Here is a 13,767-nt window from a genome sequence, read left to right on the forward strand (position 1 = left end):
CAGTTCGACAGTGCACGGCCGCGTAGGAGAGAATTCATGGCGCCCAGGGCAAGTTGGAAAGGTTACCTCAAGCTCAGTCTCGTCAGCTGTCCGGTCCGGCTCTATCCGGCGACGAGTGCCAGCGAGCGGATCAGCTTCAATCAGCTGCACAAGAAGACGCACAACCGTATCAACATGAAGCCGGTCGATCCCGAACTCGGGCTGGTCGAGCGCTCGGACCTCGTCAAGGGCTACGAATACGAAGACAAGCAGTACATCATCATCGAAGATACCGACCTCGACGCGGTGCGCATCGAATCCAATCACACGATGAACATCGAGGCCTTTGTCGACGAGGGCGAGGTCGACGTCATCTACCAGGACGCGCCCTATTATCTGGCGCCCGATGGCGCGATGGCCGAGGAAACCTTCGCGGTGCTGCGCGAAGCGATGCGCAAGTCGGGCAAGCTGGCGATCGCAAGGCTGGTGCTGTCCAGCCGCGAACGCGTGGTGACGATCGGCGCGCGCGAGAACGGCATGTTCGTCTGCACCTTGAGGAACCCGAACGAAGTGCGCGGCACGGCTGAATATTTCGGCAACATCCCGGCCGGCAAGCCCGACCCGGAAATGCTGCAGCTTGCCGAAGCGCTGATCAAGCAGAAGGAAACCACCTTCGATCCGAAGAACTACGAGGATCGCTACGAGATCGCGCTGATGGCGATGATCCGCGAGAAGCTCAAGGGCCACAAGCCAATCATCGCGGCTGCCCCCGAGCGCGGCAATGTCATCAATCTGATGGATGCGCTGAAGGCCAGCCTGTCGCAATCGGCCAAGCCGCCGGCCAAGTCGAAGAGCAAGGCCGATGAGGCGGCAAAACCGGCCGCCAAGAAGGCGGCAGCAGGCGGCGCTGCCAAGGAAAACCCGTTGAAGGCCAATCTGCTGAAGGCCGTCGGCAAGAGCAAGGCGTGACGGTCCCCGCCGGCGGCATCTTCGGCGTCGTCGGCGCGCTGGCGGCGTTTCCGCTGCGGCTGGCCGCGCGTGAGGTCGCGCGCCAGCAGGGCCAGTTGCGGCGTGGCGTCACGAGGCGCACCAACCATGTCGTGTTTGGTCGCACGCTTCTGGCCAAGGCAGGCGATGCCGAGATCGAGCGCCGCGCCGATGCCGAGCGCCGGGCAGGGCGCGCCCTTCTCAGCGAAAACGGATTTCTGCGCCTCTTGGGCCTGATGAAGGCGCCGGAGGCCTCGGCGCTGTCACGGCAGTCGCTCATCGACCAGTCGCGGTTAGCCGCCGTCGATCTCGATCTTTTGTCGCTGTTCGATGCCTTTGAACATGATCGCGAGCCTTATTCTTTCCGCGACCTTATCCTGGCTCGCAAATATGCGGGCCTGATCGCCGGCGGCGCTTCATGGGGGGCGATCGCTCGCTCCGTCCACCGTTCCGGTCCGGTCGCCTCGCTCACCGCCAAGTCGCTCGCCGTCGGCTCGCAACATGGCCGTCCTGACGCGATCTACCTGGAGGAGGGGCAGAGCGAGCTCGACGGGCAATTGCTGTTCGATCTGGGCGCGCCTGATGACGACACGCTGGAAGAATTGTTCGCCGAGGCCGAGGCGGCGGAAGAGGAGGGCCGGCACGACGATGCCGTCGCCCTTTACCAGCGCTGTCTCTCCATCGATCCAAGCGATGCCGTCGCCGCCTTCAACCGCGCCAACTGCCTGCGCGGCGCCGGTCGAGTGAACGAGGCCGCACATGACTATGCCCGCGCCATAAAGCTCGATCCGGGTTTCGTCGAAGCCTGGTTCAATCTGGCCGGACTGATGAGCGATGAGGGCCGCGTGGCTTCGGCGCGAAGGCATCTCGTCAAGGCGATCGCGCTGGATGCGAAGTACGCCGATGCGGTGTTCAACCTCGCCAGGCTGGAGTTCGACGCCGGCAATCTCGCCGAGGCGCGGTTGCGCTGGGTGCGGTACCTTGAGCTCGACGCGGAGTCCGAATGGGCGCGCATCGCGGCCAAGGGGATACAGTTCGTCGATTTGCAGCTCGCGCAGAAATCGGCGTCCTGACCCAGATGCTAGATTCAAGGACCATTCGAAAAAGAGTTTCAGAAGAACTTCACTCGCGCCTTGGGGCGAAATGGTTCAAGCCGGACAGCGGCAGGCTCGTGGTCTTTTCAGCAAACAATCTGACGGACTTCAGCATCGCGTTCGATTGCCACGCTGACCGCCGGCACGGAGAATATGACTGCTCACTCTCGGCCGTGTTCAAATGGAAGAAATTCGCCAAGTCATACAGAGATTTTAGCGCCTGGTATGAGGTTAAAGATGCAAGTTCGGCGCAGTTCAAAACTAAAAGTTCTGAGCAATTGAACGCACAATTCCTCGGAGTTGCCTTCGATAGGATCGACGGAAATTTTTTATCTGGAGGTCGAGGCCCCTTCTGGGTCGCGAATGAAGAGGACCTTGATGCGTTTATAGCCCAGTGTATCGATGATTTGGATGGCAAGGTTGGCGAGTGGATCAAACGGTGGTTCACTTGGTCTTCGGCGCTAGATGTCATGAACGGTAACGAGCAGTTGTGCGGAACGTGGCGAGATCATGCCTACTTTTGCCTGCTGGAACAGGTTCATGGGCGTGAAGCAGCTTGCTCCTGGGTCGGCGGTCTCGATCGGGCAAACTGGCCCGAATATCAGACAGCCCAGATCGAATATCTGCGGTCACAGCTTTGTAACGTGAGTGCAGCGCGGCCATAGTCGTTGCGGGCCTACCTTTCTGGAGTTCGAAGCCCGATGCCAACCGCCTTCCTCTTCGACGGCCCCGAAACGGCCGCCATCACCATCCTGCTAGCCCATGGCGCCGGCGCGCCGATGGATTCGGCCTCGATGACCGCCACGGCCAAGGCGCTCGCTGCTGCGGGCTTCCGCGTCGCGCGCTTTGAATTTCACTACATGGCGGCCCGCCGCTACGGCCATCGCAAGCCGCCGCCGCGGGCCGAGACTGTGAATCCCGAATACATCAAGGCGATCGCCGACCTCAGGGCGAAGGGCGTGAAGGGGCCGCTCATCATCGGCGGCAAGTCGATGGGCGGACGCGTCGCCTCGATGGTCGCCGAGGAGATGTTTTCAAAGGGCGAGATTTCAGGCCTGCTCTGCCTCGGCTATCCCTTTCATCCGCCGGCCAAGCCGACTCAGCTGCGCACGAAGCATCTGGCCGCGCTGAAGACGTCAACGTTGATAATCCAGGGCACGCGTGACGAGTTCGGGACCAGGGACGAGGTCGCGACCTACGACCTTTCCGACCGCATCGAAATCCTCTGGCTGGAGGACGGCGACCACGACCTCAAGCCGCGCAAGAGCATCTCCGGCTTCTCCACTGCCGATCATCTGAAGACACTCGCCGATGCGGTGAAGGCGTGGACTGAGCGCATCGTGCGCTGAAGCAGGCCGATGAAGATCGCCACGTTCAACATTAACAACATCAACAGCCGGCTGCAAAACCTGCTGGCCTGGCTGGCTGTCGCCGAACCGGACATCGTCTGCCTGCAGGAGCTCAAGGCGAGGGACACGCAGTTTCCGCGCACCGCGCTCGCGGATGCGGGCTATGGCGCGGTGTGGGTGGGGCAGCCGACCTGGAATGGCGTCGCCATACTGGCGCGGGGTTCAGAACCCGTTCCGACCCGCGAGGCGCTGCCCGGCGACGAGGCGGACCAGCAGGCCCGCTACATCGAGGCGGCGGTCAACGGCATCGTCGTCGCCTGCCTCTATGCGCCGAACGGCAACCCGCAGCCCGGTCCGAAATTCCAGTACAAGCTGGCCTGGCACGAGCGCCTGAACGCGCATGCCGCGGAATTGTTCGACACCGGCCTGCCAGTGGCACTCGTCGGCGACTACAACGTCGTGCCCGAGCCGCGCGACATCTACCCGACCCGCTCCTATGACGACAACGCGCTGGTGCAGCCGGAAAGCCGGGAAGCTTTCGCAGCACTGCTCGAACAGGGCTGGACCGATGCGCTGCGCAAGAAGCATCCGAAGGAGACGCTCTACACATTCTGGGATTATCGCCGCAACCGCTGGCCGCGCAATGCCGGCATGCGCCTCGACCACATCCTGCTGTCGAAGAAGCTTGCGCGCCGGCTGATCGGGGCAGGGATCGACCGCGATGTGCGCGGCGAGACCGGCGCCAGCGACCACGCGCCGGTGTGGGTGGAATTGCGGTGAAGGATGGAGAGCCAATCTCCCCACGAGTGGGAGATTGGCTTCTATCAGACGGGCATCGACAAGCTGGGTGAAGCGAAAGCGGCCCGAGGGGGAGCCCGATGAACAGGTTTGTCGACAGGCTGCTTGCCGTGCTGCTGCTGGCGATCGGCTTGCTCTGCTCCATACGTGTGTATTTCGCGCTGAGCGGCGAGGGCGCCGGCGACGCTTTCGCCTCCATGCGCCTGGCTTTTTTCGGAGCGGCGGGCGTTGTCTCAGCCCTTGCAGCCCTGCTGTTCTGGGCCGGCCTGTTGCCGGGCCGATCGACGCTCGATCCGAAGACGCCTCTGTTCGGCAGAGGCGCCGAAACGCAACCCGCCGGACGACCACGCCTGCGGCAGCTCTTCGCTGTCGTTCCGTTCCTTGCCGTGCTCGCTCTGGTGGCCGACCAGATCGGCCCCTGGTCGCGGCAGCCACAGGACGCCGGCAAAAGCCTGACCGCCGAGCCACCCGCGCCGAGAAACCAAGACGTCGCCATTGCACCAGGCCCTGCGCCGAAAGCGCCTGCGGCGTCGGATTCGATTCCACTGCCTGAGCAAGCGGCCGAAGCGCCTGAACAAACGGCTGCGCCTCCGGCTCCTGCCTCGCCACCCGAGGTCGCGCTTGCCCCACCCGCCTCACCGCCGGAGGCTACTCCAGCCCCAGTTCCGCCGCCGCAGACCGTCGCGCCGCTGCCCCCGGCTCCGCCACCGCAGCCGACCCAACCCGATGGCCACCGGGACGCGGTCGTCTGGCTGGCGATATCGCCCGACGGGCACTCGATCCTGAGCGCCAGTACCGACCGCACGGTCAAGCTCTGGGATATCGACGGCAAGCGCCTGATCAGCACTCTCGGCGTCCATAAGGACATGGCTCGAACCGCGCTTTTCCTGCCGGATGGGGCGCGGGCGCTGACAGCCGGTGACGATGGCGAGATCGTGCTGCGCCAGCTCTCCGATGGCGCTGTGCTGCATGTCTTCTCGTCGGGCCAGAACGGTGGCGTCAACAAGCTCGCGATCAGTCCCGACGGCAAACGTGCCGTCAGCGGGCACGACACCGGCAGGGTCATCGTCTGGGATATCGAGAAAGGCTCCGTGCTGCATGTGATGCCGGGGCATGACTGGTCGATCAGCGGGATCGCCGTCTCGCCCGACGGCACACGCGCGATCAGCGGCAGTATCGAGGGCACGCTAAAACTATGGGACATCGGCACCGGCAAGCAGCTGCGCAGCTGGCACGGGCATGAGCGCGGCCCCTATGGCGTCGTGTTCATGGCCGACGGGCGCCATCTGATCACCGGCAGCGGCGACTATACGATCAAGCTCTGGAATCTCGACAGCGGCCGGGAAGTCCGGCGCCTCGAGGGTCATTCGGGCACGGTCTATGCGCTGGCGCTGTCGGCCGATGGCAAGCGGCTGCTCTCCGGCTCGCTCGACGGTACAGCGCGGCTGTGGGACATGGATGCCGGCAATGAGATCGCCCTGTTCGACAGCCGGTCCGGACCGGTCTACGCGGTGGCGTTCGCCGCCGACGGCACGGTCCTGACCGGCGGCTACGACCGCACCATCAGGGACTGGCCTGCCGATGGCGGTGATGCGGTGGCGCTGTTCCCGGGTGCGCCGGAGTGAGCAATTTCCAGGCCGGAGCTTGGGTGTGAAGGAACGCGACCTGTACAATATCGGCGCGAGGCCGCACCGTCGCGCAGGGTGGAGGGACCGAACATGACGACCAATCTCCACATCGTCGAGGCGTCGATCGAACAGTTGCGGCGGGCGCTCGATGACGGCATCGTTACCAGCGTCGAGCTTGTCGGCGCCTGCCTGCGCAGGATTGCGCACTACGACCGACATGGCATCACCCTCAACGCCGTTCCCGTGCTCAATCCCAAAATGTTCGAGGAGGCCGCCGCGTCCGACCGGCGCCGCAGGAATGGCGCGATGCTTAGCCCGCTGGACGGCATCCCCTATACCGCCAAGGACAGCTACAAGGTCTCAGGCCTGACGGTCGCCGCCGGCTCGCCCGCTTTCGAACATCTCATCGCCAACGAGGATGCCTTCACCATCGCGCGGTTGCGGGCCGGCGGTGCGGTGCTCATCGGGCTTACCAACATGCCGCCGATGGCCAATGGCGGCATGCAGCGCGGCGTCTACGGAAGGGCGGAAAGCCCCTACAATGCCGATTACCTGACGGCGGCTTTCGCGTCAGGCTCGTCGAACGGCTCCGGCACGGCGACAGCGGCCAGCTTCGCGGCCTTCGGGCTCGGCGAGGAGACATGGTCGTCGGGTCGGGCGCCGGCATCGAACAACGCGCTGGTTGCCTATACGCCGTCGCGCGGCGTCATTTCGGTGCGCGGCAACTGGCCGCTGGTGCCGACGATGGACGTGGTGGTGCCGCATACGCGTAGCGTCGCCGACATGCTCGAATTGCTCGACGTGATCGTCGTCGACGACCCGAACACCAGGGGCGATTTCTGGCGCGCGCAGCCCTGGGTGATGCTGCCGAAGAGTTCGGATGTACGGCCGCCACGCTATACCGGGCTCGAGCTGGAGGGGGCGCTGCAAGGCGTGCGGCTCGGCGTGCCCCGCATGTATATCGGCCGCGACACGAAGGCCGACGTTCCGATCCAAACCCGCGCGTCGGTGCTCGACCTATGGGAGCAGGCGGCAGCGGTTTTGCGACGGCTCGGTGCAGACGTGGTCGAGATCGACTTTCCCGTCGTCTCCAATTACGAGCGCGACCGGCCGGGCACAAAAAACCTGGTCGATCGCGGGCTGATTCCCAAGGAATTCGCCGAGCGCGAGATATGGGACCTGTGCGTCTTCGCCTGGGACGATTTCCTGCGCGCCAATGCCGACCCTGCCATCCCCGATCTCGCCTCGGTCGACGGTCCAAAGATCTTTCCGCAGCCGCCGGGCACGCTGCCGGATCGTTACGAGGACAGCTTCGATCTGGCGGAATATGTCGAGCGGGCCAAGCGCGGCGTGACACCTTTCACTGATATCCCCGAGCTGGAGGCCGGCCTGAAAGGCCTGGAGGCGACGCGGCGGATCGATTTCGAAGACTGGCTCGACGCGCAAGGGCTCGACGCCGTGGTGTTTCCCGCCGTCGCCGATGTCGGGCCGGCCGATGCGGATGTCAACGGGGCGTCCGCAGCACTTGCCTGGCGCAACGGCACCTGGGTCGCCAACGGCAATCTGGTGTGGCGCCATCTCGGCATTCCGACCGTCACCGTGCCGATGGGCACGATGGCCGATATCGGCATGCCGGTCGGGCTGACCTTCGCTGGAAAGGCCTATGAGGATACGAAGCTGCTTAGGCTGGCCGGCGATTTCGAGCGTTTTGGCCTGCGCCGCACCCGACCGCCGCGCACGCCGGAATTGGCCGACGATGTCTTTCCAGTCCGGCCTGCCGCCCGCCAGCCCGGCGAGGCGCCGCTGCCGATCTCGCTTGACGCCATAACGCGCTGTGCGGGTGATCAGGACGAAATAGCAATCACACTCGACCTGAGTGACGGCGCCGAGTCCACCAGCGTCAAAGTGCATGCCAATGGCGCGCCGGTCGCCATGCAGCGCGCCGGCGGGCGCTTCACCGGCCGTGTCCTTGTGCCGGCCGCCACGCACAAGGCGGTCCACAGCGTCTGGCGTGGCTCGTACGGCTCGATCGTCACCGCCGTCGTGCGTCTTGAGGACGGAAGCGTCGCCGGCGCCTATGCGGTGACGGGAGGGGCTGGATGAGATCGCGCCAGGTGAGACAGTTGCTGGTCGCTATGAAGGCAGCGAGGCCAGCCATTCATCCCAAAATTCCTGTTGTATGCGGACGAAGGTCGGCGCAACGTCGTACCCGTCGTCAAATATATTGACCAAATCAGACTTCTGGGGGAGCTGCCCCATTTTCACCTTGCAGGCGATCAATCCGCGGCTCATCTCGATGACCGTTCCTTCGGGATAAACATTCCCGCTCGCTCCATAACAAAAAGGCAGCAGGCCATCGAGTTCGAGTTGCTGGCGGATTTGGAACAGCGCTTCGAAATAGTCTTCCTCCTCGGCCTCGATCACCTTGTCACGGTAGCTGCAGGTGAGGTGGCAGGCGTTTTCGGACGAGCGCAAGGTGAACACCGCCTGCTCGTCGCCGCCCGTGCCGCCACCGATCAGGAATACGGTATGCTGCTCTTCCATTTCCACCCCCGGTTGCCGCCAGTGAAGATTGTAGTGCGGCGCGGGCCGGATTTCCATCTATTACCTACTGCGAATGGCGGTCACGCGGCTATCTTGTTCGAGACGACGCGAGATCTCGCTCGCTGCCCTTACCGTCGAGCCGCTAAGGGCAACCCGGTGCTGATCGGGTTGACCCGATGGGCGGCATTCAGCGCGGCGTCTGCAGCCGACTTTTCAATCCGCGTCAATCCGGCTTGCAGGGGTCGGCTTTGGCCGCAGCTGTCTTGTCGCCCTCCTGCTGCGCCTGGGCATCCTGCTGCGAAGTGGCAAGGTTTTTATCCCCACCGCCTTCCTGGTTGGCAAGCGGCATGGTGTTGGCGTCCTTGTTGGCCGGGCCGCCCTTTGCCGTGCTACCGGCGTTCGCATCAGTTTCGAGAGGCGCACGCGTTCCGTCCTTTGCTATACCTGTTTGAGCGTCGACCGATGCGGTCGTGTCATGGCAGTTGGCGCTTGCGGTGCCGGCGCTGAGGCCGATTATAGAGGTGGCGAGCAAAATAGCCTTTAGCGTTTTCATCTCATCCTCCTTTGAGTGCTTGAGGTCATCCTTCTAAACTGACGGCACCATCTGAGGTTCCGCTAATTCAGCTCGAGCCTCCAACTGAACGCCAAGTGGATCGTTCTGGCATCTAGCGGGCGGGGCATCTGTCGGCCGTAGTATTCCGTTGATTTGCGGGCTTCCGCAGGCGCGGCCTATCGCGTATTGGGCCGGGGAAAATCCCTTGGGTACGCCTGAAAAGCATGATTCGACTGGAAAGCATCAGCAAGCAGAACGGAAGGCAGATCGTCTTCATCGAGGCCTCCGCCGCCCTGCAGAAGGGCGAGAAGGTCGGGTTGGTCGGCCCCAACGGCGCCGGCAAGACCACACTTTTTCGCATGATCAACGGCGAGGAGCAGCCAGACGAGGGCCAGGTCTCGGTCGACCGCGGCGTCACCATCGGCTATTTCAGCCAGGATGTCGGCGACATGGAAGGCCGCAGCGCCGTCGCCGAAGTGATGGACGGCGCCGGGCCGGTGAGCGAGGTGGCGGCCGAGATGCGCGCGCTCGAAGCGGCCATGGGCGATCCGGAGCGATCAGATGAAATGGACGCCATCATCGCTCGCTACGGCGACCTGCAGGCGCGGTTCGAGGAACTCGACGGCTATGCGCTCGACGGCCGCGCCCGCGAGGTGCTTGACGGTCTCGGCTTCAGCCAGGAGATGATGGACGGCGACGTTGGAAAACTTTCCGGCGGCTGGAAGATGCGCGTGGCGCTGGCGCGCATCCTGTTGATGCGGCCCGACGCCATGCTGCTCGATGAGCCGAGCAACCATCTCGACCTGGAAAGCCTGATCTGGCTGGAGCAGTTCCTGAAGAATTATGACGGCGCGCTGCTGATGACCTCGCACGATCGCGAGTTCATGAACCGCATCGTCAACAAGGTGGTGGAGATCGATGGCGGCTCGCTGACCGCTTACTCCGGCAATTACGAATTCTACCAGCAGCAGCGGGCGATCGCCGACCGGCAGCAGCAGGCGCAGTTCGAGCGCCAGCAGGCGATGCTGGCCAAGGAGATCGCCTTCATCGAGCGCTTCAAGGCGCGGGCGTCGCATGCCGCCCAGGTGCAGAGTCGGGTGAAGAAGCTGGAGAAGATCGACCGCGTCGAGCCGCCCAAGCGCCGCCAGAAGGTGTCGTTCGACTTCCAGCCGGCGCCGCGCTGCGGCGAGGACGTGGTGACGCTGAAGAACGTCCACAAGGGCTATGGCAGCCGCTCGATCTATGAGGGGCTAGATTTCCAGGTGCGCCGCCGCGAGCGCTGGTGCGTGATGGGCATCAACGGCGCCGGCAAGTCGACGCTGCTGAAGCTGGTGGCCGGCGCTTCCGAACCCGACAATGGCACGGTGGCGCGCGGGCCCAGCGTCAAGATGGGCTATTTCGCCCAGCACGCCATGGAAGTGCTGGAGGGCGAGCGCACCGTGTTCCAGACGCTGGAGGACGCGTTTCCGCAGGCAGGCCAGGCGCCGCTCAGGGCGCTGGCCGGCTGCTTCGGCTTTTCCGGCGACGAGATCGAGAAGAAATGCCGAGTGCTGTCGGGCGGCGAGAAGGCGCGGCTGGTGATGGCGCTGATGCTTTTCGATCCGCCCAATTTGCTGGTGCTGGACGAGCCGACGAACCATCTCGACATCGCCACCAAGGAAATGCTCATCACAGCACTGTCGCAGTACGAAGGCACCATGCTGTTCGTCTCGCACGACCGGCATTTCCTCGCGGCGCTGTCGAACCGGGTGCTGGAACTGACGCCCGAGGGCATCCACACCTATGGCGGCGGCTATACGGAATATGTGGAGCGCACCGGGCAGGAAGCGCCGGGGCTGCGAAGTTAACCCTGCGGTGAGCGCGCAACAAGGGCCGAGCGGCCCGGCGTCGTGGCCTGAGGGGGAGGGACTGGCGCCGAGCCTAACCGGTTGGGGGGTAGATCACCGGCCACATCAATACATACGCTGAAGCTAATGTAAGCGCAAGCTAATGTTTGGCATTGGCGCTGGCCAGCGGTTGTTTCCCATTCGTCCATCAACACCGCTTACTGCCTTCAAGCCTTGGCTCCAATGCTGTATCTACCCCCGAATTCAAGGAGCCCTTCGATGACCTCACACTTCGCCGGCGCCAGCATGGATGCAGCCGGCATGGCAGCCGATGACGAGCACGCTCATGACGACGCCGCGTGGCAGGACGATGTTCGGGCCGGCGTGCGGCATGTGCGCGACCTGGATTCGCTGCCGCTGTCACCGGCCGAGCGCGCGGCGGTCCAAGAGGCGGCCTCGCGGCATAAGGTGCGCATCCCGAAAACCTATCTCGAGCTGATCGACTGGAGCGACCCCGCCGATCCGATACGGGCGCAGGTTATCCCGTTGCCTGACGAATTGGCCGAGCAGGACGGCGAGCTCGACGATCCGATCGCCGACCATGCCTTCAGCCCGGTGCCGCGATTGACGCATCGCCATGCCGACCGGGTTCTCCTATTCCCGACCTATCAGTGCGCGGTCTATTGCCGGTTCTGCTTTCGCAAGGAGTCGCTGACCTCAATCGGCCGCGGCTATACGCGCGAGGCGCTGGAGCCGGCCTTCGCCTATATCGAGGCGCATCCCGAAATCCGCGAGGTGATCCTGACCGGCGGCGACCCGCTGTCGCTGCCGGACAAGGCGCTGGCCGAAATCCGCGCTCGCATCGAGGCGGTTCCGCATGTGCGGCTCTTACGCATCCACACCCGCGTGCCTGTCGCGCTGCCGTTGCGCATCACATCAGGGCTGGTTCGCTCCCTGCAGGGCCGGCTGATGGTCACGGTCGTCACCCATTTCAACCACGCGCGCGAGATCACTGACGCCGCCGAGCGGGCCTGCCGCACGTTGCGGCAAGGCGGTTTCGTGCTGCTCAACCAGAGCGTTCTCCTGAAAGGCGTCAACGACACGGTCGAAGTGCTGGAGGAACTGTGCCGGGAGCTAATGTACCGCCTTGGCGTCAAACCCTATTACCTGCACCACGGCGACCTCGCTCGCGGCATGGCGCATCGGCGCACCACGATCGCCGAGGGACAGGCGCTGGCCAGCGCCCTGCGCGCACGCCTGTCGGGCATCTGTAACCCCGTCTATGTGCTCGACCTGCCGGACGGCGGCGGCAAGGTGCCGCTGGGGCCGTGCTATGTCGAGGCGCGGGAGGGGGAGACTTGGCGGATTCGCGGGCAGGACGGCGAGTTGAGGGCGTATAGGGAGATTGTCAGCGACCTGTGAAAGCTTGGGTTCCTCGCCCCCGTAAGTGCCTTCTCACCGGATTGCCAACCGAATTGCAAAGGGCAATTCGGGGCAATCCGACCTCTCCCCGAGGGGAGAGGAGCCAGCACTGACGCCTCTCTCTTCTCCCCCCCGGGGAGAAGGTGGCCGCGAAGCGGCCGGATGAGGGGCTTCGAGAGACAGTGGCCTTCCCCTAAGCTAAGCGCAGGAGCTCCAGCCGCGCCTGGTTGGAACCGGATCCAATGCCTCGCATTTTAAAGATGAGGGGCAAGGGAGCGCAGGGTGAAAGCTCTATCGGCGGTACTTGGTGGCTTCGTGCTGACGCTTGCGGTTTTCGCCAGCGGGTTGGCCTTCGCCGTCTGGATTCTTGCCGCCGAGCCGGTGCGGCAAGCCGCCCCGACCTCCAGCGTCGCCGAACTGTGGCCCAAGGAGCCGCGGAAAATAGATCCCGCTTCTCAGCACCTCGAGCGCCTTCCCGCCCGTCCGGTCCCGACCAAACCTGCCGATGCCGCAGCTTCGGCGCCCATCGTTACCGGCTCTATCCAGCCGGAAGCGGACGAGCAGCAGACGGTGCCTGCCGGCCATGTGGAATGGTGCGCAAGCCACTACCGCTCCTATAGGCCAAGCGACGACCACTACACATCCTACAGCGGAGAACAGCGGCCCTGCATCTCGCCCTATCTCGATGCCGGCGCGGCCAACGGCGCCGCACAGCCTCCCGACGATGGCGCCAGCTATGTCGAGGCGAGCGATACGTTGCCGATGGATGGCTACGTTCCGTCGCAGGAAGCCGGCGGCGCCTGGCTTCCGCCCGACCACGTGCAATATTGCTTCAGCCGCTACCGCTCCTATCGGCCGGAAGACAACACCTACCAGCCCTATTCCGGCGGCCCGCGTAGGCAGTGCGAGTAGGCGGGGCGGGCTGGCGGCCGCAGTGCATGGCGCCTTGTGTGACCCCACCTACGATCACGCAGATTTTTTGGATCGTTCGGGTTGGCGCGGCGTTCATCCGATACCCAAAGGAGGAATCAACATGGGCGACGACCGGGAAGACAAGATTCGTGAGCGCGCATACCAGATCTGGGAACATGAAGGCCGCATCCATGGCGATCCCGAGCGGCACTGGCACCGGGCCGAGGCCGAGATCGACAGGGAGGCAGCCCTGCCGCTGACGGCAGGCGATGCCCTGCCGGAAACCCGCGAGATCGCGAGCTCCGACGTGTTGACCGTGGAGGCCCTGGCGATACGCACCGGCATATCGGGCGACCAGGCGCAGGAGCTGATCGACAGGCTGGGCAACGACCGGGCGGCGATCGAGCAAGCCGCGCGCAACCTCAAGGGAAAGCAGCGGCTCGGGGAGTGACAGATGATCAGAAAACTCAAAGACGGAAAATACCGCCTCTATTCGCGCAAGAAGGACGACAAGACCGGCAAGCGCCGCAATCTCGGCACCTTCGATACCCGCGAGGCCGCCGAGAAGCACGAGCGCGATGTGCAGTATTTCAAGAGGCATTGAGGGGCGATGGTGGCCGGTGCCCACCAGCCAGTCGCACCGCACGCCTGGCGGATTCCAGCCCCTAACAAGCC

Annotated in this window: 14 protein-coding genes; 12 read left to right on the top strand and 2 right to left on the bottom strand. The window is 64.2% G+C overall.

Annotated features, from left to right (window positions below):
• The first annotated feature begins 36 nt into the window (after positions 1-36).
• The 7 genes from ku (at position 37) to AC0L26_RS17215 (ending at position 7,938) form a co-directional block, all read left to right on the top strand.
• Complete coding sequence (gene ku, locus AC0L26_RS17185; RefSeq protein WP_473633609.1) at positions 37-948, top strand: non-homologous end joining protein Ku; 912 nt, start codon at positions 37-39, stop codon at positions 946-948.
• Positions 945-2,039 carry a tetratricopeptide repeat protein gene (locus tag AC0L26_RS17190; RefSeq protein ID WP_473633610.1) on the top strand — a complete coding sequence of 365 codons (1,095 nt, stop codon included), beginning with the start codon at positions 945-947 and terminating at the stop codon, positions 2,037-2,039. Before ku ends, AC0L26_RS17190 begins: the two co-directional genes overlap by 4 nt.
• Complete coding sequence (locus tag AC0L26_RS17195; RefSeq protein WP_473633611.1) at positions 1,970-2,725, top strand: hypothetical protein; 756 nt, start codon at positions 1,970-1,972, stop codon at positions 2,723-2,725. The genes AC0L26_RS17190 and AC0L26_RS17195 overlap by 70 nt, the downstream gene beginning before the upstream one ends.
• Before the next feature lie 36 nt (positions 2,726-2,761).
• Positions 2,762-3,409 carry an alpha/beta hydrolase family protein gene (locus tag AC0L26_RS17200; RefSeq protein WP_473633612.1) on the top strand — a complete coding sequence of 216 codons (648 nt, stop codon included), beginning with the start codon at positions 2,762-2,764 and terminating at the stop codon, positions 3,407-3,409.
• 9 nt (positions 3,410-3,418) lie between these two features.
• Positions 3,419-4,189, top strand: a complete 771-nt coding sequence (locus AC0L26_RS17205; RefSeq protein WP_473633613.1) for an exodeoxyribonuclease III — start codon at positions 3,419-3,421, stop codon at positions 4,187-4,189.
• Between the two features lie 98 nt (positions 4,190-4,287).
• Positions 4,288-5,832: a WD40 repeat domain-containing protein gene (locus tag AC0L26_RS17210; RefSeq protein ID WP_473633614.1), complete on the top strand. Its 1,545-nt coding sequence runs from the start codon at positions 4,288-4,290 to the stop codon at positions 5,830-5,832.
• A gap of 93 nt (positions 5,833-5,925) precedes the next feature.
• Positions 5,926-7,938, top strand: coding sequence for an amidase (locus AC0L26_RS17215; RefSeq protein WP_473633615.1), 2,013 nt, complete (start codon positions 5,926-5,928; stop codon positions 7,936-7,938).
• A gap of 30 nt (positions 7,939-7,968) precedes the next feature.
• On the opposite strand, the gene AC0L26_RS17220 is transcribed toward AC0L26_RS17215, so the two are convergent.
• The gene (locus AC0L26_RS17220; RefSeq protein ID WP_473633616.1) at positions 7,969-8,436 is read right to left on the bottom strand and encodes a hypothetical protein; all 468 of its coding nucleotides are present in this window, start codon (positions 8,434-8,436) and stop codon (positions 7,969-7,971) included.
• Between the two features lie 166 nt (positions 8,437-8,602).
• The gene (locus AC0L26_RS17225; protein ID WP_473633617.1) at positions 8,603-8,932 is read right to left on the bottom strand and encodes a hypothetical protein; all 330 of its coding nucleotides are present in this window, start codon (positions 8,930-8,932) and stop codon (positions 8,603-8,605) included.
• Between the two features lie 224 nt (positions 8,933-9,156).
• Between AC0L26_RS17225 and AC0L26_RS17230 the strand changes: the two genes are divergently transcribed.
• The 5 genes from AC0L26_RS17230 to AC0L26_RS17250 all read left to right on the top strand — a co-directional run bounded on the left by AC0L26_RS17230 (position 9,157) and on the right by AC0L26_RS17250 (position 13,696).
• A complete protein-coding gene (locus AC0L26_RS17230) occupies positions 9,157-10,779 on the top strand; it encodes an ABC-F family ATP-binding cassette domain-containing protein (protein WP_473633618.1) in 1,623 nt (540 codons plus the stop codon).
• Positions 10,780-11,079: 300 nt separating this feature from the next.
• Positions 11,080-12,180, top strand: a complete 1,101-nt coding sequence (locus tag AC0L26_RS17235; protein WP_473633855.1) for a KamA family radical SAM protein — start codon at positions 11,080-11,082, stop codon at positions 12,178-12,180.
• Positions 12,181-12,462: 282 nt separating this feature from the next.
• On the top strand, positions 12,463-13,092 hold the full coding sequence (locus AC0L26_RS17240; protein WP_473633619.1) for a BA14K family protein: 630 nt from the start codon (positions 12,463-12,465) through the stop codon (positions 13,090-13,092).
• A gap of 121 nt (positions 13,093-13,213) precedes the next feature.
• On the top strand, positions 13,214-13,543 hold the full coding sequence (locus AC0L26_RS17245; protein WP_473633620.1) for a DUF2934 domain-containing protein: 330 nt from the start codon (positions 13,214-13,216) through the stop codon (positions 13,541-13,543).
• Positions 13,544-13,546: 3 nt separating this feature from the next.
• Positions 13,547-13,696 carry a hypothetical protein gene (locus AC0L26_RS17250; RefSeq protein WP_473633621.1) on the top strand — a complete coding sequence of 50 codons (150 nt, stop codon included), beginning with the start codon at positions 13,547-13,549 and terminating at the stop codon, positions 13,694-13,696.
• Positions 13,697-13,767: the final 71 nt, after the last annotated feature.

Source organism: Mesorhizobium sp. WSM4823, assembly GCF_055811195.1.